At 61.2% G+C, this 19,576-nt stretch carries 16 protein-coding genes; 5 read left to right on the forward strand and 11 right to left on the reverse strand.

The genetic code is table 11. The features are described from left to right. Positions 1 to 22: 22 nt before the first annotated feature. The 5 genes from CRO75_RS03145 to sdhC form a co-directional block, all read right to left on the reverse strand. Positions 23 to 2,854, reverse strand: coding sequence for a 2-oxoglutarate dehydrogenase E1 component (locus CRO75_RS03145; protein WP_097134417.1), 2,832 nt, complete (start codon positions 2,852 to 2,854; stop codon positions 23 to 25). 276 nt (positions 2,855 to 3,130) lie between these two features. Next, entirely contained in the window at positions 3,131 to 3,835 is a 705-nt protein-coding gene (locus tag CRO75_RS03150) for a succinate dehydrogenase iron-sulfur subunit (protein WP_007931501.1), read from the reverse strand. A gap of 12 nt (positions 3,836 to 3,847) precedes the next feature. Continuing rightward, the gene (sdhA, locus tag CRO75_RS03155; RefSeq protein WP_007931499.1) at positions 3,848 to 5,620 is read right to left on the reverse strand and encodes a succinate dehydrogenase flavoprotein subunit; all 1,773 of its coding nucleotides are present in this window, start codon (positions 5,618 to 5,620) and stop codon (positions 3,848 to 3,850) included. Between the two features lie 3 nt (positions 5,621 to 5,623). Continuing rightward, positions 5,624 to 5,992 (reverse strand): succinate dehydrogenase, hydrophobic membrane anchor protein, encoded by a 369-nt coding sequence (gene sdhD, locus CRO75_RS03160; protein WP_097134418.1) that lies wholly within the window; start codon positions 5,990 to 5,992, stop codon positions 5,624 to 5,626. After that, positions 5,986 to 6,372 (reverse strand): succinate dehydrogenase, cytochrome b556 subunit, encoded by a 387-nt coding sequence (gene sdhC, locus CRO75_RS03165; RefSeq protein WP_169915034.1) that lies wholly within the window; start codon positions 6,370 to 6,372, stop codon positions 5,986 to 5,988. Before sdhC ends, sdhD begins: the two co-directional genes overlap by 7 nt. A gap of 351 nt (positions 6,373 to 6,723) precedes the next feature. On the opposite strand from sdhC, the gene gltA reads away from it, so the two are divergent. Then, positions 6,724 to 8,013, forward strand: coding sequence for a citrate synthase (gene gltA / locus CRO75_RS03170; RefSeq protein WP_007931493.1), 1,290 nt, complete (start codon positions 6,724 to 6,726; stop codon positions 8,011 to 8,013). 287 nt (positions 8,014 to 8,300) lie between these two features. Here gltA and CRO75_RS03175 read toward each other — a convergent pair whose 3' ends face one another. From CRO75_RS03175 to CRO75_RS03185, 3 genes are all read right to left on the reverse strand, one after another. Further along, positions 8,301 to 9,959: a cation acetate symporter gene (locus tag CRO75_RS03175; protein WP_097134419.1), complete on the reverse strand. Its 1,659-nt coding sequence runs from the start codon at positions 9,957 to 9,959 to the stop codon at positions 8,301 to 8,303. Beyond that, the gene (locus CRO75_RS03180; protein ID WP_009042787.1) at positions 9,956 to 10,267 is read right to left on the reverse strand and encodes a DUF485 domain-containing protein; all 312 of its coding nucleotides are present in this window, start codon (positions 10,265 to 10,267) and stop codon (positions 9,956 to 9,958) included. Before CRO75_RS03180 ends, CRO75_RS03175 begins: the two co-directional genes overlap by 4 nt. A 191-nt stretch (positions 10,268 to 10,458) precedes the next feature. Further along, positions 10,459 to 11,310, reverse strand: coding sequence for a glycine betaine ABC transporter substrate-binding protein (locus tag CRO75_RS03185; RefSeq protein WP_007931479.1), 852 nt, complete (start codon positions 11,308 to 11,310; stop codon positions 10,459 to 10,461). A gap of 341 nt (positions 11,311 to 11,651) precedes the next feature. On the opposite strand from CRO75_RS03185, the gene CRO75_RS03190 reads away from it, so the two are divergent. After that, complete coding sequence (locus CRO75_RS03190) at positions 11,652 to 13,205, forward strand: beta (1-6) glucans synthase (RefSeq protein ID WP_097134550.1); 1,554 nt, start codon at positions 11,652 to 11,654, stop codon at positions 13,203 to 13,205. 52 nt (positions 13,206 to 13,257) lie between these two features. On the opposite strand, the gene CRO75_RS03195 is transcribed toward CRO75_RS03190, so the two are convergent. Next, the gene (locus tag CRO75_RS03195; RefSeq protein ID WP_009042785.1) at positions 13,258 to 13,629 is read right to left on the reverse strand and encodes a hypothetical protein; all 372 of its coding nucleotides are present in this window, start codon (positions 13,627 to 13,629) and stop codon (positions 13,258 to 13,260) included. A 241-nt stretch (positions 13,630 to 13,870) separates the two neighbouring features. Between CRO75_RS03195 and CRO75_RS03200 the strand changes: the two genes are divergently transcribed. The 3 genes from CRO75_RS03200 to CRO75_RS03210 all read left to right on the forward strand — a co-directional run bounded on the left by CRO75_RS03200 (position 13,871) and on the right by CRO75_RS03210 (position 18,138). Then, a complete protein-coding gene (locus CRO75_RS03200; RefSeq protein WP_062823220.1) occupies positions 13,871 to 15,169 on the forward strand; it encodes a serine/threonine protein kinase in 1,299 nt (432 codons plus the stop codon). After that, positions 15,162 to 15,950, forward strand: coding sequence for a VacJ family lipoprotein (locus CRO75_RS03205; RefSeq protein WP_062823221.1), 789 nt, complete (start codon positions 15,162 to 15,164; stop codon positions 15,948 to 15,950). Before CRO75_RS03200 ends, CRO75_RS03205 begins: the two co-directional genes overlap by 8 nt. Positions 15,951 to 16,104: 154 nt before the next feature. After that, positions 16,105 to 18,138: an FUSC family protein gene (locus CRO75_RS03210; RefSeq protein WP_097134420.1), complete on the forward strand. Its 2,034-nt coding sequence runs from the start codon at positions 16,105 to 16,107 to the stop codon at positions 18,136 to 18,138. Between the two features lie 66 nt (positions 18,139 to 18,204). Here the strand turns inward: CRO75_RS03210 and CRO75_RS03215 are convergent, their stop codons facing one another. Next, positions 18,205 to 18,810 (reverse strand): LysE family translocator, encoded by a 606-nt coding sequence (locus CRO75_RS03215; RefSeq protein WP_009042782.1) that lies wholly within the window; start codon positions 18,808 to 18,810, stop codon positions 18,205 to 18,207. A gap of 89 nt (positions 18,811 to 18,899) precedes the next feature. Then, entirely contained in the window at positions 18,900 to 19,529 is a 630-nt protein-coding gene (locus tag CRO75_RS03220; RefSeq protein ID WP_007931466.1) for a LysE family translocator, read from the reverse strand. Positions 19,530 to 19,576 lie beyond the last annotated feature (47 nt).

The raw sequence follows: 19,576 nt of genomic DNA on the forward strand, positions 1-19,576 counted from the left end.
CGGTTTCAGGTGCGCGAAGGCGTTAAACAGTGAAAGCATCTTGCAGCAGTTTTTCCTGCTGCTCGGCGTGCATCGACGCGTAACCGCATGCCGGTGCAGCAGAGGCTTCACGGCCCGCGTACTCGAGTACGAGCGACTTGTCGTGATTGCCAACGATGCGGCGCATGTGGTGCTGGCTGCAGTACCAGGCACCCTGGTTCATCGGCTCTTCCTGACACCAAACGACATGCTTGAGGTTGGTGTACGGAGCCAGGACTTCGTTCAAGTCGTCCTCAGGGAATGGGTACAGCTGCTCGATACGCACGACGGCGATGTCGTCGCGGCCTTCGGCACGGCGTTTTTCCAGCAGGTCGTAGTAGACCTTGCCGCTGCACAGAATCAGACGATTCACGTCTTTTGGATCCTGGGCATCGATTTCCGGAATAACGGTCTGGAACGAACCTTCCGCCAGATCTTCCAGGGTCGAGATGGCCAGTTTGTGACGCAGCAGCGACTTCGGAGTCAGGACCACCAGCGGCTTGCGCAGCGGGCGAATCACCTGACGACGCAGCAGGTGGTAGATCTGGGCCGGGGTGGTCGGCATGCAGACCTGGATGTTGTGCTCGGCGCACAGCTGCAGGTAACGCTCCAGACGAGCCGAAGAGTGCTCCGGACCCTGACCTTCATAACCGTGCGGCAGCAGCATGGTCAGGCCGCAGAGACGACCCCACTTGTGCTCGCCACTGGTGATGAACTGGTCGATCACCACCTGGGCACCGTTGGCGAAGTCGCCGAACTGGGCTTCCCAGATCACCAGCGCGTTTGGCGTGGTGGTCGAGTAACCGTATTCGAACGCCAGCACGGCTTCTTCGGACAGGAACGAATCGTACAGATCGAAACGTGGCTGGCCGTCGTACAGGTGCTGCAGCGGAATGTAGGTGCTGGCGTCTTTCTGGTTGTGCAGGACCGCATGACGGTGCGAGAACGTACCGCGACCAATATCTTGGCCGGTCATGCGGATCGGGTGACCTTCGAACGCCAGGGTCGCGTATGCCATGGTTTCGGCATAACCCCAGTTGATCGGCAGGCCGCCGGCTTGCATCTTCTGACGGTCTTCGTAGATCTTCGCGACCTGGCGCTGAACCACGAAGCCTTCCGGCAGCTCCAGCAGCTTGGCGGACAGTTCCTGCAGGGTCTTCAGATCGAAGGTGGTGTCATGACGCGCAGTCCAGGCGTGGCCCAGATATGGACGCCAGTCCACGAACAGCTCTTTGTTCGGCTCTTTGACCAGGCTCTTCACGACGTGCAGGCCGTTGTCCAGCGCGTTGCGGTATTCATCGACTTTCGCCTGAACACGCTCGGCGTCGAGCACGTTGGCCTGGACCAGACGATCGGCATACAGCTCACGGGTGGTGCGCTGCTTGGCGATCTGCTGGTACATCAGAGGCTGGGTGCCGCTTGGCTCGTCCGCTTCGTTGTGGCCGCGACGACGGTAGCAGACCAGGTCGATCACCACATCGCGCTTGTACTGCATGCGGTAGTCAATGGCCAGCTGGGTCACGAACAATACGGCTTCCGGATCATCACCATTCACATGGAGGATCGGCGCCTGGATCATTTTCGCGACGTCGGTGGCGTACTCGGTGGAACGCGAGTCCAGCGGGTTGCTGATGGTGAAACCGACCTGGTTGTTGATCACGATGTGCACGGTACCGCCGGTCTTGAAACCGCGGGTCTGCGACATCTGGAAGGTTTCCATCACCACGCCCTGACCTGCGAATGCAGCGTCACCGTGGATGGAGATTGGCAGAACCTTGTCACCGGTCTGGTCGTTGCGGCGATCCTGACGGGCGCGCACCGAACCCTCGACCACTGGCGAAACGATCTCCAGGTGGGACGGGTTGAAGGCCATGGCCAGGTGAACTTCACCGCCGGTGGTCATCACGTTGGACGAGAAGCCCTGGTGGTATTTCACGTCACCGGAGCCCAGCTCGACCTTCTTCTTGCCTTCGAACTCGTCGAACAGCTCGCGCGGGTTCTTGCCGAAGGTGTTGACCAAGACGTTGAGGCGACCACGGTGGGCCATGCCGATCACAACTTCCTTGGTCCCGTAGGAACCGGAACGCTGGATCAGCTCGTCGAGCATCGGGATCAGGCTCTCGCCACCTTCCAGGCCGAAACGCTTGGTGCCCGGGTACTTGGTGCCCAGGTATTTTTCGAGGCCTTCAGCTGCGGTGACGCGCTCGAGCAGATGACCCTTGATATCCGTGGAGTAGGTCGGACGGCCGCGTACGCTTTCCAGACGCTGCTGGAACCACTGGCGCTGCTCGGAATCGGTGATATGCGTAAATTCAGCGCCGATGGTGCGGCAATATGTCTGCTGCAACGCTTCGTGAATTTCGCGTAGGCTCGCTTCCTCTTTGCCGATGAACAGGTCGCCGGCACGGAAGGTCGTATCAAGATCGGCATTGGTCAAGCCGTAATGATTGATTGACAGGTCTGCAGGTGCAGGACGCTGCCACAGCCCCAGCGGGTCAAGCTGGGCTGCCTGGTGGCCACGCATACGGTAGGCCTGGATCAATCGCAGCACTTCAACTTGCTTCTTCTCGTGCTCGCTGCTCACGCTACCGGCGGATACCGGCTGGGCGCGGCGCTGGTTCTTTGCCAGCAACACGAAATGATCGCGGATTGTCGAGTGCGAAACATCAATGGCAGTGCTGCCGTCGGTAGGCAACTTCTGGAAGTAAGTGCGCCACTCTTCTGGCACAGCGTTAGGGTCGTGCAGGTAGAGCTCGTAGAGCTCTTCCACATAGGCAGCGTTACTACCGGATAGGTAGGCGCTGTTCCACATGCGCTGCATCACGCTTTCTTGCATGCTTGGTCACCCTCGGTTAGGGGAACACCACCGGCGAAGACACCGAGCAAACTTGCAAAAGTCCGAGTGCAGCGACCAAAACAAGCCACTTAGGATCACGCTGATAGTCCGGGTACCAGCCCGGATGCCCCTGCTTGTCTCATTTCTTCAAAATACGAGCGGCAACTTTGTGAGCTGCTGCTCAGCTTAAAACTACGGCGCCGGTTGAAGCCTGCGCCGTAGCCTCTACGGGTACAGCGGTCCTGCCTTTACAACAACTGGGTTACAGCAGCTGAATCACACGCCGCTCGAGAGCAGCATGTTACGTATGTGACCGATGGCCTTAGTCGGGTTCAGGCCTTTCGGACAAACGTTGACGCAGTTCATGATGCCGCGGCAGCGGAATACGCTGAACGGATCATCCAGCGAAGCCAGGCGCTCGGACGTCTTGGTGTCGCGGCTGTCTGCCAGGAAGCGATAGGCTTGCAGCAGGGCAGCTGGACCCAGGAACTTGTCCGGGTTCCACCAGAAGGACGGGCAGGAAGTCGAGCAGCAAGCACACAGGATGCACTCGTACAGACCATCGAGCTTTTCGCGCTCTTCAGGGGACTGCAGACGTTCGATGGCCGGAGCCGGCGTGTCGTTCTGCAGGAATGGCTTCACCTTCTCGTATTGCTTGTAGAAGATGCTCATATCGACGACCAGGTCACGGATAACCGGCAAACCTGGCAGCGGACGAACAACCAGCTTGTTGTTCTTCACCACGGCAGACAGCGGCGTGATGCACGCCAGGCCGTTCTTGCCGTTGATGTTCATGCCATCGGAACCGCAAACGCCTTCACGGCAGGAGCGACGATAGGAGAAACCTTCGTCCTGCTCTTTGATCAGCGCCAGTACGTCCAGCACCATCAGATCCTTGCCACCGGTGTCGACCTGGAAAACCTGGGTTTTCGGCGCGGAGTCGGTGTCAGGGTTGTAACGATAAACTTCGACTTGCAACATATCGATCACCCTTTAGTAAGTCCGGACTTTTGGTTCAAAAGTCGGAACAGTCTTCGGCGAGAAGTTAACGGCACGCTTGGCAACGCGCTTCTCACCCGGGAAGTACAGGGTGTGGCACAGCCAGTTTTCGTCGTCGCGGTCTTCGAAGTCTTCACGGGCGTGGGCGCCGCGGGACTCTTTACGCACTTCGGCAGCGATGGCAGTGGCTTCGGCCACTTCCAGCAGGTTCTGCAGTTCCAGTGCTTCGATACGTGCGGTGTTGAACGCCTGCGACTTGTCGTTGATCTTGACGTTGGCGATGCGAGTACGCAGCTCGGCCAGCTGGGCGATGCCCTTCTGCATGTATTCGCCGGTGCGGAATACGCCGAAGTAGTTCTGCATGCAGCTTTGCAGCTCGCGACGCAGGGTAGCCACGTCTTCGCCGTCGGTACGCTCGTTGAGGGCGGACAGACGTGCCAGGGCCGCATTGATGTCGGCGTCGGTGGCGTCGTCGTATTCGATACCGTCGGTCAGCGCTTTTTCCAGGTGCAGGCCGGCAGCGCGGCCGAATACCACCAGGTCGAGCAGCGAGTTGCCGCCCAGACGATTGGCACCGTGAACCGATACGCAAGCCACTTCACCCACTGCGAACAGGCCAGGGATGATTTCGTCGTTGCCTTCGGCGTTCTGGGTGATCGCCTGACCATGAATGTTGGTGGCAACGCCGCCCATCATATAGTGGCAAGTCGGAACAACCGGAACCGGAGCAACCACCGGGTCAACGTGAGCGAAAGTCTTGGACAGTTCGCAGATACCTGGCAGACGGCTGTGCAACACTTCCTCGCCTAGGTGGTCGAGCTTGAGCATCACGTGGTCGCCATTCGGGCCGCAACCGTTGCCGGCGATGATTTCCTTAACCATCGAACGGGCAACAACGTCACGACCGGCAAGGTCCTTGGCGTTCGGAGCATAACGCTCCATGAAACGCTCGCCGTGCTTGTTGATCAGGTAGCCGCCTTCACCACGGCAACCTTCGGTAACCAGTACACCGGCGCCGGCGATGCCGGTCGGGTGGAACTGCCACATTTCGATGTCTTGTACCGGCACGCCGGCACGCAGCGCCATGCCGACACCGTCACCGGTGTTGATCAGGGCGTTGGTGGTGGATGCATAGATACGCCCTGCACCGCCGGTCGCCAATACGGTGGCTTTCGCGCGGATGTAGGTGGTTTCGCCGGTTTCGATGCAGATCGCGATCACACCGACGAACGCGCCGTCCTGGTTCTTCACCAGGTCAACGGCGTAGTACTCGTTCAGGAAGGTGGTGCCGGCTTTCAGGTTGCCCTGATAAAGGGTGTGCAGCAGCGCGTGACCGGTACGGTCGGAAGCTGCGCAGGTACGGGCAGCCTGGCCGCCTTTACCGTAATCCTTGGACTGACCGCCGAAAGGACGCTGGTAGATACGACCGGTTTCGGTGCGGGAGAACGGCAGCCCCATGTGGTCCAGCTCGAAAACCGCGGCCGGGCCTTCCTGACACATGTATTCGATAGCGTCCTGGTCACCGATATAGTCGGAACCCTTGACGGTATCGTACATGTGCCAGCGCCAGTCATCGTTCGGGTCGGCCGACGCGATGGCGCAGGTGATGCCGCCCTGGGCCGACACAGTATGCGAGCGGGTCGGGAACACCTTGGTGATCACTGCAGTCTTGTGGCCGCCCTGGGCCAGCTGCAATGCGGCACGCATGCCGGCACCGCCGCCACCAATGATGATGGCGTCGAAAGAAATCGTTGGAATGTTAGCCATGAATCAGATACCCCAGAGAATCTGCACACCCCAGACGAAGTAGGCGAACATTGCAACGCCGCATACTGCCTGGAAAAGGAAACGTACTGCAGTCGCCGACTTGCCCAGCGCTATCGGCGTCAGGTAGTCGGTCGAAATGGTCCACATGCCGACCCAGGCGTGAGCGCCCAGAGCAACCATGGCCAGCAGGCTGAAGATACGCATCCAGTTGTTGGAGAACAGTGCGTGCCATTGCTCGTAGCCAAGGCCCGGGTTCGCAACGAGGTATCCGATCAGGAAGATGAAATAAGCCGCGAGAACGACCGCAGACACACGTTGTGCCATCCAGTCATAGAGGCCCGAACGCGACAGGTTCGTGACGTTAGTTACCATATCCAAACTCCTGCCAGAACGATTACCACCACGGATACGGCGATAACGATTTTAGAGCCCAGCTTGCCGCCTTCCAGCGTCTCACCGATGCCCATGTCCATGATCAAATGGCGCACACCGGCAACCAAGTGATACAGCAAGGCGGACAGGATGCCCCAAATCACTAGCTTGGCTAGCGGACTGGTCAGACACGCTTTCACCTCGCCGAAGCCTTCCTCGGAGCTGAGCGACTTGTCCAATGCATAAAGCATGATGGCAAGGCTCACAAAGAGGATGACACCGGAAATACGGTGAAGGATGGACGTGTAAGCAGTGACTGGGAGTTTGATGGTCCTTAGGTCTAGGTTTACAGGTCGTTGGCTATTCACGGCTTTTTTCACACTGAAGAGCCCCTAACAATCAGGGCAAAGTTGTTGGGGAGTGCACTGGTCAGGTACCCACCACCCAGGGAGTGACGACCCCCATCAAACCGGGCCCGAAAGCCCATGGCGGTCGGTGGCCGAGTATAGACAGTTAGGCTACTAATGACAACGCAATCACCTTCCCCTAATAGCTCATTGCGTTAGGCGGATAAAAGGCGTAAATGGCGGGGAATTTCGAGGAAAAAGTCCGGTTAAAGCCTTCTGGGGCAAGACTTTAGGCAAATTGACATTCGGATTTATCTCACTATAGTGGTGCGGGCCCTGCGTGGGGGGTCTGTCTGATGATTTCAAGCATAAATAGGAGGCCACATGGCTGACAAAAAAGCGCAGTTGATCATCGAGGGCGCAGCCCCCGTCGAGCTGCCCATTTTAACCGGCACCGTTGGTCCCGATGTAATCGATGTTCGGGGCTTGACGGCCACGGGCCGCTTCACCTTTGACCCGGGTTTCATGTCGACCGCCTCCTGCGAGTCGAAAATCACCTATATCGACGGCGACAACGGCATTCTGTTGCACCGCGGCTACCCGATCGAACAGTTGGCTGAAAAGTCGGACTACCTGGAAACCTGCTACCTGCTGCTCAACGGCGAATTGCCGACCGCAGAACAGAAGGCCCAGTTCGTCGGCAACGTGAAGAACCACACCATGGTTCACGAGCAGTTGAAGACCTTCTTCAACGGCTTCCGTCGCGACGCCCACCCGATGGCGGTCATGTGCGGCGTAGTCGGCGCCCTCTCTGCCTTCTACCACGACTCCCTGGACATCAATAACCCGCAGCATCGCGAAATCTCCGCGATCCGCCTGGTTGCCAAGATGCCGACCCTGGCCGCGATGGTTTACAAGTACTCCATGGGCCAACCCATGATGTACCCGCGCAACGACCTGTCGTACGCGGAAAACTTCCTGCACATGATGTTCAACACCCCGTGCGAGATCAAACCGATCAGCCCGGTGCTGGCCAAGGCAATGGACCGGATCTTCATCCTCCATGCCGACCACGAGCAGAACGCATCGACCTCCACCGTACGCCTGGCGGGCTCCTCGGGCGCCAACCCGTTCGCCTGTATCGCTGCCGGTATCGCTGCACTCTGGGGCCCGGCTCACGGCGGCGCCAACGAAGCAGTACTGACCATGCTCGACGAAATTGGCGATGTCTCGAACATCGACAAGTTCATCGCCAAGGCCAAGGACAAGAACGATCCGTTCAAGCTGATGGGCTTCGGTCACCGCGTCTACAAGAACCGCGACCCGCGCGCCACCGTCATGAAGCAGACCTGCGACGAAGTGTTGAAGGAACTGGGCATCACCAACGATCCGCAGCTCGAACTGGCCATGCGCCTGGAAGAGATCGCCCTGACCGACCCGTACTTCATCGAGCGCTCGCTGTACCCGAACGTCGACTTCTACTCGGGGATCATCCTCAAGGCCATCGGCATTCCGACCAGCATGTTCACCGTGATCTTCGCCCTGGCGCGTACCGTCGGCTGGATCTCGCACTGGAAAGAAATGCTCTCCAGCCCTTACAAGATCGGCCGTCCTCGCCAGCTATACACCGGCTACGAGTCGCGCGACATCACCAAGCTGGAAGATCGCAAGTAAGACCTGTTGCCTTGCGCTAACGTCTTGACTGCAGCGGATACGGCCTCTTTATAGAGGCCGTATTTGTTTGTACTCCCCTCCCCCGCCATTACCCTGTAGCTGCCTGCATTCGGCCGCACAGCGGATGTGGAATGCCAACGCCACATCACTCTCACGCTGAACGAGCTTGCGAGTGCTACGCACTCGATCGCAGGCTGCGCCAGCGGCTACAAAGGGCGACGCCAATAAAAATGCCCCTGTCTTTCGAGAGGGGCATTGGGGTTTAACGCAGCTTATATATAGAAGCCTTAGTGCGATACCGCCCCGCTGGCTCCCAAGCCAGTCTGCGAACGCACGAATTGCGGGAAGAACAGCGCCCGCTCATTGTCAGCCGCAGTGGACTTGTCGGTGATGGAGAAGAACCAGATCCCGATAAAGGCAATGATCATCGAGAACAGCGCCGGGTACTCGTAAGGGAAGATGGCTTTTTCATGCCCCATGATCTGCACCCAGATGGTCGGGCCGAGGACCATCAGGCCCACGGCACTGACCAGGCCCAGCCAGCCGCCAATCATGGCGCCGCGGGTGGTGAGCTTCTTCCAGTACATGGAAAGCAGCAGTACCGGGAAGTTGCAGCTCGCCGCGATGGAGAACGCCAGGCCGACCATGAACGCGATGTTCTGGCTCTCGAACAGGATGCCCAGGGCAATCGCCAGCATACCCAGGCACACGGTGGTGATCTTCGAGACGCGGATCTCATCCTTCTCGTTGGCCTTGCCCTTCTTGATCACGCTGGCGTACAGGTCGTGGGAAACCGCCGAGGCACCGGCCAGGGTCAGGCCAGCCACCACCGCCAGGATAGTGGCGAAGGCCACCGCCGAGATGAAGCCGAGGAACACGCTGCCGCCCACGGCATTGGCCAGGTGCACCGCCGCCATGTTGTTGCCGCCGAGCAGAGCGCCCGCCGCGTCCTTGAACGCCGGGTTGGTGCTGACCAAAAGGATCGCGCCAAAACCGATGATGAAGGTCAGGATGTAGAAGTAGCCGATGAAGCCGGTGGCATACAGCACGCTCTTGCGCGCTTCCTTGGCGTCGCTCACGGTGAAGAAGCGCATCAGGATGTGCGGCAGGCCGGCGGTACCGAACATCAGCGCCAGGCCCAGGGAGAACGCCGAGATCGGATCCTTCACCAGGCCGCCCGGGCTCATGATCGCTTCACCTTTGGGGTGAACCTTGATGGCTTCGGAGAACAGCATGTTGAAGTCGAAGTTGACATGCTTCATGACCATCAACGCCATGAACGAGGCACCGGACAGCAGCAGGACCGCCTTGATGATCTGTACCCAGGTGGTCGCCAGCATGCCGCCGAACAGCACGTACAGCACCATCAGGATACCCACCAGGATCACCGCCACATGGTAATCGAGGCCGAACAGCAGCTGGATCAGCTTGCCGGCACCGACCATTTGCGCGATCAGGTAGAACGCCACCACCACCAGCGAGCCGCAGGCCGACAGCGAGCGGATCTGGGTCTGTCCGAGGCGATAGGACGCCACGTCGGCGAAGGTGTACTTGCCCAGGTTGCGCAGGCGCTCGGCGATCAGGAACAGAATGATCGGCCAGCCCACCAGGAAGCCGATCGAATAGATCAAGCCATCGTAGCCGGAGGTGAACACCAGGGCGGAAATCCCCAGGAAGGACGCTGCCGACATGTAGTCGCCGGCAATCGCCAGGCCGTTCTGGAAACCGGTGATCTTGCCGCCCGCGGCATAGTAGTCGGCCGCCGACTTGTTGCGCTTGGAGGCCCAGTAGGTGATGCACAGGGTGGCCCCGACGAACAGCACGAACATGATGATCGCAGAGACATTGAGGGGTTGTTTATGCACTTCGCCGGTCAGGGCATCGGCCGCCCAGAGACTTGGAGCAAAGGCCGCGACGCTAAAAAAAGCCAATAGACGCCGGATCATTGCTGAGCCTCCTTGAGAATCGCATTGTTCAGGTCGTCGAATTCGCCGTTGGCGCGTCGCACGTAGATACCGGTCAGGACAAAGGCCGCGACAATCAACCCGACACCAATGGGAATGCCCCAGGTGATGGATGATTCAGGACTGAGTTTTGCCCCCAGCACATGGGGTCCGTAGGCAATCAGCAGGATGAAGCCCGAATAAAGCCCGAGCATGATCGCCGACAGTATCCAGGCGAATCGTTCGCGCTTGCTGACCAGCTCCTTGAAACGCGAGCTGTTTTGGATCGAGAGGTAAATGCTGTCGTTCATTGTTTTTATCCTCGCAGCACAGATTTTAGTTGGAACGTAGTCCACTCTATGCAGCTCTGGAGCCGATTCCAGACGACCTTAGTATTAGAACGACAGTACCCCTGACACGGGCTTTTGCGCCGGGCAAAACAAAAGGCCGCCGGGTGCGAACACCCGGCGGCCTCGAGACCTGCGACGTAGACGCTTCCCGGTCAGTTAGCGGTCCATTCGGCAACGCGCTCAGGGTGCTTGGCCACCCAGTCCTTGGCCGCTGCTTCCGGCTTGGCGCCCTCTTGAATTGCCAGCATCACCTCACCGATTTCATCCTTGGAAGCCCACTGGAACTTCTTCAGGAAGGCCGCAACCTCCGGCGCTTTCTTCTCCAGACCTTTGCTGCCGATGCTGTTGACGGTTTCAGCGGCACCGTAAACACCTTTCGGATCGTCGAGGAAGCGCAGCTTCCACTTGGCGAACATCCAGTGCGGCACCCAGCCGGTGACCGCGATGGATTCGTTCTTCTCTTCGGCGCGGGTCAACTCGGCAATCATTGCCGCGCCCGAGCTGGCTTGCAGTTTGTAGTCCAGACCGTAGTCCTTGATGGCCTGGTCGGTCTTGAGCATCACGCCCGAGCCGGCATCGATACCGACAATCTTGTTCTTGAAGGTGGTATCACCCTTCAGATCGGCAATGCTCTTGGCCTTGACGTACTCCGGCACGATCAGGCCGATTTTCGCGTCCTTGAAGTTGGGGCCGTAGTCGACCACCTTGTCCTTGTTCTTGGTCCAGTATTCGCCGTGGGTCACCGGCAGCCAGGCCGACAGCATGGCGTCCAGCTTGCCGGTGGCCACGCCCTGCCACATGATCCCGGTCGCCACCGCCTGCAACTTCACGTCATAACCGAGTTTCTGCTTGATCACCTCAGACGCTACATAGGTGGTCGCCACACTGTCCGACCAACCGTCGACATAGCCGATGCTCAGGGTTTTGCTGTCGGCGCTGGCCAGGGTAGAGCTGATCGCAAGTACCAGACCGGCACCTGCGCCCAAGAGTCGTCGCATCTTCATCGTTACTTCCCCGAAAGTGCTGCGCCCGACGGATGCCGAGCCGCGTCAACCTGTTGTTATGGTGCACAGCGCCCTCATCACGCCCCACCAACTTGCTCGAACATCAGCGCGATTGCCCTATGAGAGCCCTGACGCGTCGATCATCAACCTGACGCCAAAGGCGACCTGCTCTGACTGCGACCTCAAGACATTCAGCAGCGACACCAGTTCGCCAGTAATCAGGGCATGCCCAAAACAGCCGCCCAATCCCGCCCGAACTTTGCATGTCAAAATCATGCAGGCCACCTGAGCAGCGGTAAATCCGGGTAAGATGCCCGGCTTTGTTTCCTGACGGCCTGACCATGCCCTCGATTGCCCGTTTCCCGCTCCTGCCCTATCTATTCGCCTGCCTGCTGGGAGTCTTCGCGCTCTGCGGTTTCTGGTACGGCCTCGGCCAGCCGGTGGTGCTGCCGGATGTCGCCAGCGCCAGCCATAAGCTGCAATGCGCGTCCTACACCCCGTTCGACAAGGACCAGTCGCCCTTCGACCAGCCGTTCAAGTTGCGCCCGGAGCGCATGGACGCCGACCTGGCGCTGCTGGCGACCCGCTTCGAGTGCATCCGCACCTACTCCATGACCGGCCTCGAAGCCCTGCCGGACCTGGCGCGCAAGCACGGCCTGAAGCTAATGATCGGCGCCTGGGTCAACAGCAACCCGGTGGATACCGAAAAAGAGGTCGACCTGCTGATCGCCTCGGCCAATGCCAACCCGGACGTGGTGAGCTCGGTGATCGTCGGCAACGAAGCCCTGCTGCGCAAGGAAGTCACCGGCCCGCAACTGGCCAGGCTGATTAACAAGGTCAAGGCTCACGTCAAGCAGCCGGTCACTTACGCGGACGTCTGGGAGTTCTGGCTCAAGCACCCGGAAATCGCGCCGGCGGTGGACTTCCTGACCATCCACCTGCTGCCCTACTGGGAAGACGATCCGTCCAACATCGATGCCGCGCTGAACCATGTGGCGCAGGTGCGCCAGGTGTTCGGCAACAAGTTCGCGCCCAAGGACGTGATGATTGGCGAGACCGGCTGGCCCAGCGAAGGCCGCCAGCGTGAAACCGCCCTGCCGAGCCGGGTCAACGAGGCCAAGTTCATCCGTGGTTTTGTGGTCATGGCCGAACAGAATGGCTGGCATTACAACCTGATCGAAGCCTTCGACCAGCCGTGGAAGCGCGCCAGCGAAGGTGCGGTCGGCGGTTACTGGGGGCTGTTCGATGCCGATCGCCAGGACAAGGGCGTACTCGCCGGGCCGGTGTCGAACCTGCCTTACTGGCCATTGTGGCTGGGCGTGGGCGGGGTGATCTTCGTTGCCACGCTGATTCTCGGTGGCCGGGTCCGCGGCACTCGTGCGGCTCTGGTCCTGCCCCTGCTTGGCGCCCTGGCCGCCTGCTCCATCGGCGCCTGGGGCGAGCTGGCGCGGGTCACCAGCCGCTTTGCCGGGGAATGGTTCTGGGCGGGCCTGCTACTGGCCCTGAACCTGCTGGTACTGGCCCACGCGGCACTGAGCCTGAGCACCCGCGCCGGCTGGCGCCAGCACGCTTTCAACGGCCTGGAAAAACGTGCCGGCTGGCTGCTCGCCGCCGCCGGTTTCGCCGCCGCGGTGATGATGCTGGAGCTGGTGTTCGAGCCGCGTTATCGCAGCTTCCCCAGCGCCGCCCTGCTCCTGCCGGCCCTGGTCTACCTGTGCCGCCCGGTGCGGGTGCCGCGTCGCGAAATCGCCCTGCTGACCTTTATCGTCGGCGCCGGCATCGCCCCCCAGCTGTATCGCGAAGGCCTGGAAAACCAACAGGCCTGGGGCTGGGCCTTGGTCAGCGTGCTGATGGTCGCCGCCCTGTGGCGCAGCTTGCGGGCTCGCAAAGCCTGACAGAAAAAAGGGATGACCATGGTCATCCCTTTTTTATTACCGGCGATTCGCCTCACGCCACCGCGCGAGGCGCCCTTACCAGTCGCAAGGCGCCGATGACGATGGCAAACACCGCCAGGCTGGTGTTGTAGAGCGCCAGCGCCGGAAAGCCGAACAGCAGCGCCAGCACCGCCAGGCCCCAGCCAGAACGGCCCGGCACCACGAAGGCGATCAGGGACGCCGCCAGCGCCGCCCAGCCCATGACCTTGAAGTGGATCAGCAACCCCAGGCTGGAACGCGCCTGGCACTCCCAGCGGCTGGCCTCGTCGACACAGACGCCGACCCATCGAGCGTCCTCCATGAAGCCGTAGCGCACGCCATAACTGGCGGCCAGCCACAACGGCAGAACAACAAGCAGCAGAATCAGGGGAAGACGGCGGGACATGAAGCACTCCGATAAACGAAAACGGCGCCCAGCATAATCGCCCGAGGCCGGTAAGCAAGCTTGTTACATAGATAGCTGTTCAGCAAACAGCGGCAAAGTGTATCGTCTGGCGACTATTACCGCCGATCCGGCCTTGCCCTGCCTTGATCGTTTTTTGTGCCGAGCCATGGCACTTCGGCAGCAACCCGGTGGTCATAGCCTGCGAACTTCACCCGGCACCTTCCTCTACAGGGATTTAGTCATGCTCCGTTCCTTGCGCTTCGCTGCCCTGTTTGGCGGCCTTATTTCGAGTGCGTCCGCGCTCGCGGTCGACATCGATGCCGCCAGCTATGGCTACCCCTTGACCAATCCATTCGAGGCGACCATTGCCACCACTCCACCGGACCTGCGTCCGAAGCTGCCGAGTAACGACGACATCAATCAGGCGGACCGCAGCCTGACCTTGCGCCCCGAGCGCGAGTTCATCCTGCCGGACAACTTCTGGGCCGTGAAGAAGCTCACCTACCGCATCGCCGAGCAGGACCATGCCGCGCCGCTGATCTTCCTCATCGCCGGCACCGGCGCGCGCTATGACAGCAGCCTCAACGAGTACCTGAAGAAGCTCTATTACCAGGCCGGCTACCATGTGGTGCAGCTGTCCTCGCCCACCAGCTTCGACTTCATCAGCGCCGCCTCGCGGTTCGCCACCCCCGGCGTGACCAAGGAAGATGCCGAAGACCTATACCGCGTGATGCAGGCGGTGCGCGCGCAGAACCCGAAACTGCCGGTCACCGACTTCTACCTCACCGGCTACAGCCTCGGTGCCCTGAATGCGGCCTTCGTCAGCAAGCTGGACGAAACCCGACGCAGCTTCAACTTCAAGAAAGTCCTGCTGCTCAACCCGCCGGTCAACCTCTATACCTCCATCACCAACCTCGACAAGCTGGTGCAGACCGAGGTCAAGGGCATCAATAACACCACCACCTTCTACGAGCTGGTACTGAACAAGTTGACCCGCTACTTCCAGCAGAAGGGCTACATCGACCTCAACGATGCCCTGCTCTACGACTTCCAGCAGTCCAAGCAGCACCTGAGCAACGAGCAGATGGCGATGCTGATCGGCACCTCGTTCCGCTTCTCCGCCGCCGACATCGCGTTCACCTCGGACCTGATCAATCGCCGCGGCCTGATCACCCCGCCCAAGTACCCGATCAGCGAAGGCACCAACCTCACGCCGTTCCTCAAGCGCGCCCTGCAATGCGACTTCGACTGCTACCTCACCGAGCAGGTGATTCCGATGTGGCGCGCCCGCACCGACGGCGGCAGCGTGCTGCAACTGATCGACCAGGTGAGCCTGTACGCACTCAAGGATTACCTGCAGGACAGTCCGAAAATCGCCGTGATGCACAACGCCGACGACGTGATCCTCGGCCCGGGCGACCTGGGGTTCCTGCGCAAGACCTTTGGCGACCGGCTGACGGTCTACCCCCATGGCGGCCATTGCGGCAACCTCAACTACCGCGTCAACAGCGACGCCATGCTGGAGTTCTTCCGTGGCTAAACATCTCCTGCTCATCGCTGCGTTGTTCTGCGCAGGCTATGCCAATGCCGACGACGGCCAGACCGCGACACCCGTGGTCGCGGACGGGGACGGCTTCACCCAACCGCTCAAGCGGCTCAAGTTCAACCCAGGCCTGGACCAACGCGAGTTCGAGCGCTCAAGCCTCAATGCGTTGAACGTCTACGACCCGCTGGAATCGTGGAACCGTCGGGTGTACCACTTCAACTACCGCTTCGATCAGTGGGTGTTCCTGCCGGTGGTCGACGGTTATCGCTACATCACCCCGAGCTTCCTGCGCACCGGTGTGAGCAACTTCTTCAACAACCTGGGCGACGTGCCGAACCTGGTCAACAGCCTGCTGCAATTCAAGGGCCAGCGCTCGCTGAATACCACCGCCCGCCTGCTGGTCAACACCACCCTCGGTATCGGCGGTCTCTGGGACCCCGCCACCCGCATGGGCCTGCCACGCCAGAGCGAAGACTTCGGCCAGACCCTGGGCTTCTACGGCGTGCCGGGCGGCGCCTATTTCGTCCTGCCGATACTCGGGCCCTCGAACCTTCGCGATACCGCCGGATTGGCCGTGGATTACACCACCGAATCAGCGATCAACTTCCTCAACGTGTCCGAGGTCAGCTCGAATCACCCGGAACTCTGGGTCCTGCGCGCTATCGACAAGCGCTATCAAACCGGCTTCCGCTACGGCCAGCTGGACTCGCCGTTCGAATACGAGAAAGTCCGCTACGTCTACACCGAATCGCGCAAGCTGCAAATCGCCGAGTGATTCCTCCAGGGCCCTGCCATCCGCGCAGGGCCCTTTTCTTCGCCCCTCCTCTCACCACCTGTACCTTCTCCGGCCCCGGAAAAATCCTCATTGGAATTTCCCAGGCAAGTAGATACGATGCTAATCATTAGCTAGCTATCTATGTGCCTTGCCAATGAAAAGCCTCGCCCTGCGAATCCCCGATTTCTGGTTGGCCGTCCTGGCTCCCAGCCGCAATGACCTGCTGTTCGCCATCAGGAACATGATCGCCGGGGTCATTGCCTTGTACCTGGCCTTTCGCTTCAACCTTGAGCAGCCGCAATGGGCCCTGACCACGGTATTCATCGTCAGCCAGCCCAGCAGCGGCATGGTCCTGGCCAAAGGTGCCTTCCGCCTGCTCGGCACCTTTAGCGGGGCCGTGGCCTCGATCGTGCTGATCGGCCTGTTCGGCCAGGCGCCCCTGCTGTTTCTGCTGGCGATGGCGCTGTGGCTGGCCTTCTGCACTACCGGTGCCTCGCTGCTGCGCAATCACGCCTCCTACGGCTTCGTACTGGCCGGCTACACCGCGGCGATCGTCGCCCTGCCCGCCACCGCACATCCACTGCTGGTGTTCGACCAGGCCGTGGCCCGCTGTTCGGAAATCAGCCTGGGGATCATCTGCGCGGCGATCGCCAGCACCGTGCTCTGGCCGCGCCGGGTCGAACAGGCGTTGGCTACCCAGGGCAAGCTCGCGTGGCAAGCCGGCATACGCGCCGCGGCCTCCGAACTGATCGGCCAGGACCAGCGCAAGGGTCTGCTGGAAGCCCTCGGCAAGCTGGTGGCGGTCGATGCCCAGCGCGATCACGCCTGGTTCGAAGGCCCCCAGGGACGGCGGCGTTCACAGGCCCTGCGGGTGCTCAGTCGCGACTTGCTGAGCCTGCTGCGCGCCGCCCGTGGCGTGGCCCGCCAGCGGCTGATGCTCGACAGCGCGGCGAATGCCAGCGTGGCTCCCCTGATCGAACAGCTGGCCACGGCCCTGGAGCACAGCCACGAGCAAGACATCGCCCAAGTCTCGGCAAGCCTTCAAGAGGCGCTGCAGGACCGCAGTTTGCCTCAGGACGCGCATCTGTGCCTGATGCAACTGGCACAAGTGCCGGTGCTGCTCGAACGCAGTGCCCAAACCCTGCAGGCCGTCGAGCAAGCCCGAGTGCCCCATGGCGCGCCTGGCGCCCTGTCCTGGCACCGTGATATCGAGCAAGGCATTCTCGGCGGCGTGCGCAGCGCCCTGGCGTTTCTCGCCGTGGCCGGCTTCTGGGTAATCTCGGCCTGGCCTTCCGGCCTGGGCGCGGTATCGATCTGCGGGGTGGTGCTGAGCCTGTTCGCCGGCCGGGAAAACCCTTGCGCCTCCAGCCTCAACTTTCTCAAGGGCATCGCCCTGTCGGTGCCGGTCGCCGGCTTCGTCGGCCTGGGATTGCTGCCTGGCTGGGACGGTTTCCCGCTGCTGTGCATGGGCCTGGGGGTGCCGCTGTTTTGCGCCTCGCCGTGCATGAGCAAGCCGCGGATGGCGCCGATCGCCTCGGCGTTCTGCATCTTTTTCATCAACAACGTCGGCCCCGGCAACCTGATGACCTACGACCTGGCCAACTTCCTCAACAAGGCCATGGCCACCCTGGTTGGCGTCGGCATCGCGGTCCTGGTGTTCCGCCTGGTCAGCCTCAACCCCGGCGAACATCACTATCGGCGGATGTTCCGCGCCTCGCTGTTCGACCTGGCGCAACTCACCTCGCGCCCGCTGGAGCAAGCCGAGAGCTGGTTCGGCGGACGCATGGCCGATCGCTTGATCCGCCTGGCGCGCTATTCCGAAAGCCTGCCCCAGGAACGCCGCCAGCACTGGGACAACGGCCTGCTCGGGCTCGACCTGGGCGACGAACTGCTGCAACTGCGCGCCAGCCTGGGCGCGGCGACCGGCGCCCTGGCCATGGAACGCGGGCACTACCTGCTGAGCATCGCCACGCAGCTCAAGTCAGGCGGACCGACACCACGCCGCAGCGATCGACTGGACGTTCCGACCGTCGCCCTGCTCAAGGCCCTGGAACAGGCGCCGCAACTGCCGGAACAGGATCTGGAAATGGCCAGGGCGGCGCTGCTGCAACTGCAATTCACCTGGCACAAATGGTGCCGCCTGACTCGCCATGAACCCGGTGTCGCGGCGGTTACCCCGGGGCAATAAGCAGGCAAAAAAAAACGCCACGCGCCGGTGGCGGCGGGTGGCGGTATAACGCCCTGCGAAAGCCCCTCAGGCTTGCAGCAGCGGGAATAGCGAAATCACCAGCAGCAACGCCATGCCGTAGTTGAACAGGCGCAGCCAGCGCGGGTCGCGCAGGACATTGCGCAGGACGCTGCCGAACCCGGCCCAGACCCCGACGCTCGGCGCGTTGATCAAGGCAAACAGGCTGGCGATCACCACCACGTTGAAAAAGTAGCCCTGCAACGGCGTGTAGGTGCTGATGGCCCCCAGCGCCATGACCCAGGCCTTGGGGTTGACCCACTGGAACGCCGCGGCGCCCCAGAACCCCAGCGGCCGGCCCTTGCCGTCGACTTCCTGGGACACCGGCCCGGAACGGGCGATATTCCAGGCCAGGTACAGCAGATAGGCCGCACCGACGTAGCGCAGCACCTTGTACAGCACCGGGTAGGCCTCGAACACCGCGCCCAGGCCCAGGCCGACGGCCAGCACCAGCACCAGGAACCCCGAACTGATCCCGAGGATATGCGGCACCGTGCGGCGGAATCCGAAATTCACGCCCGAGGCCAGCAGCATGGTGTTGTTCGGTCCGGGGGTTACCGAGGTGACAAAGGCAAACAAGGCGAAAGCCAACAACAAGTCGATCGACAACGGCATACAGTCATCCTGAGAAGTACATGCTCCGAACAGAGCCCTGAGTCATTGTTTTCGCCCCGGCGATACCCACGGGCGAGGCTTATCCACGCTTACAGCAAGGACCCGATGAAGCCCGCGGCGACCATCGCGTAGAACGCGCCGCAGACCAAGCCGAAAGCCTTGCGCGTGCGGACGAAAAACGGCTCCGCCGAACGCGCGGAAAAGGCCAGGGCATAGGCGCAGAAAATCACGAAACCGGCGACCGCACAGCTGCCCACCAGCACGAAGCTGGCCCAGGATGGCGCCGTGGCGCTGAGGCCGACGGTGGTCACGGTGAACCAGGTCAGGGCCGCCTTGGGGTTGGTCAGGTGGATGCCCAGCCCTTGCAGGTAGAACCCCAGCGTGCGGCTCTGTTTGGCCCGGGCGCGATTCAGGTTGACCGCACTCGAGCTCAGGGCCCCGCGGATGGATTTGTAGGCCAGCCACAACAGATAGCAGGCGCCGAGGATCTTCAGCCAGACCAGGACCTGGGTGTTGGACATCAGCAAGGCCGAGACGCCCGCGGCCGTCATCGCGCCCCAGCACAACGAACCGGAAATGACCCCGGCCGCCAGCGCCAGCCCCGGGGTACGCCCGTAGCTGAGCGAGGTGTTGGCAATCGCCAGGTTACCCGGGCCAGGGCTGGCGGTTCCGATGACATAAACGGCCATAGCAGCACCAAAGCTCGATAAATCAAACATTTGACGGTCTCTCGTAGAAGTCGCGGGAGCAGGGTTTACCAACCGGG

Origin of the sequence: Pseudomonas sp. LAMO17WK12:I10 (assembly GCF_900215185.1) — a bacterium.
Taxonomy (GTDB): domain Bacteria; phylum Pseudomonadota; class Gammaproteobacteria; order Pseudomonadales; family Pseudomonadaceae; genus Aquipseudomonas; species Aquipseudomonas chlororaphis.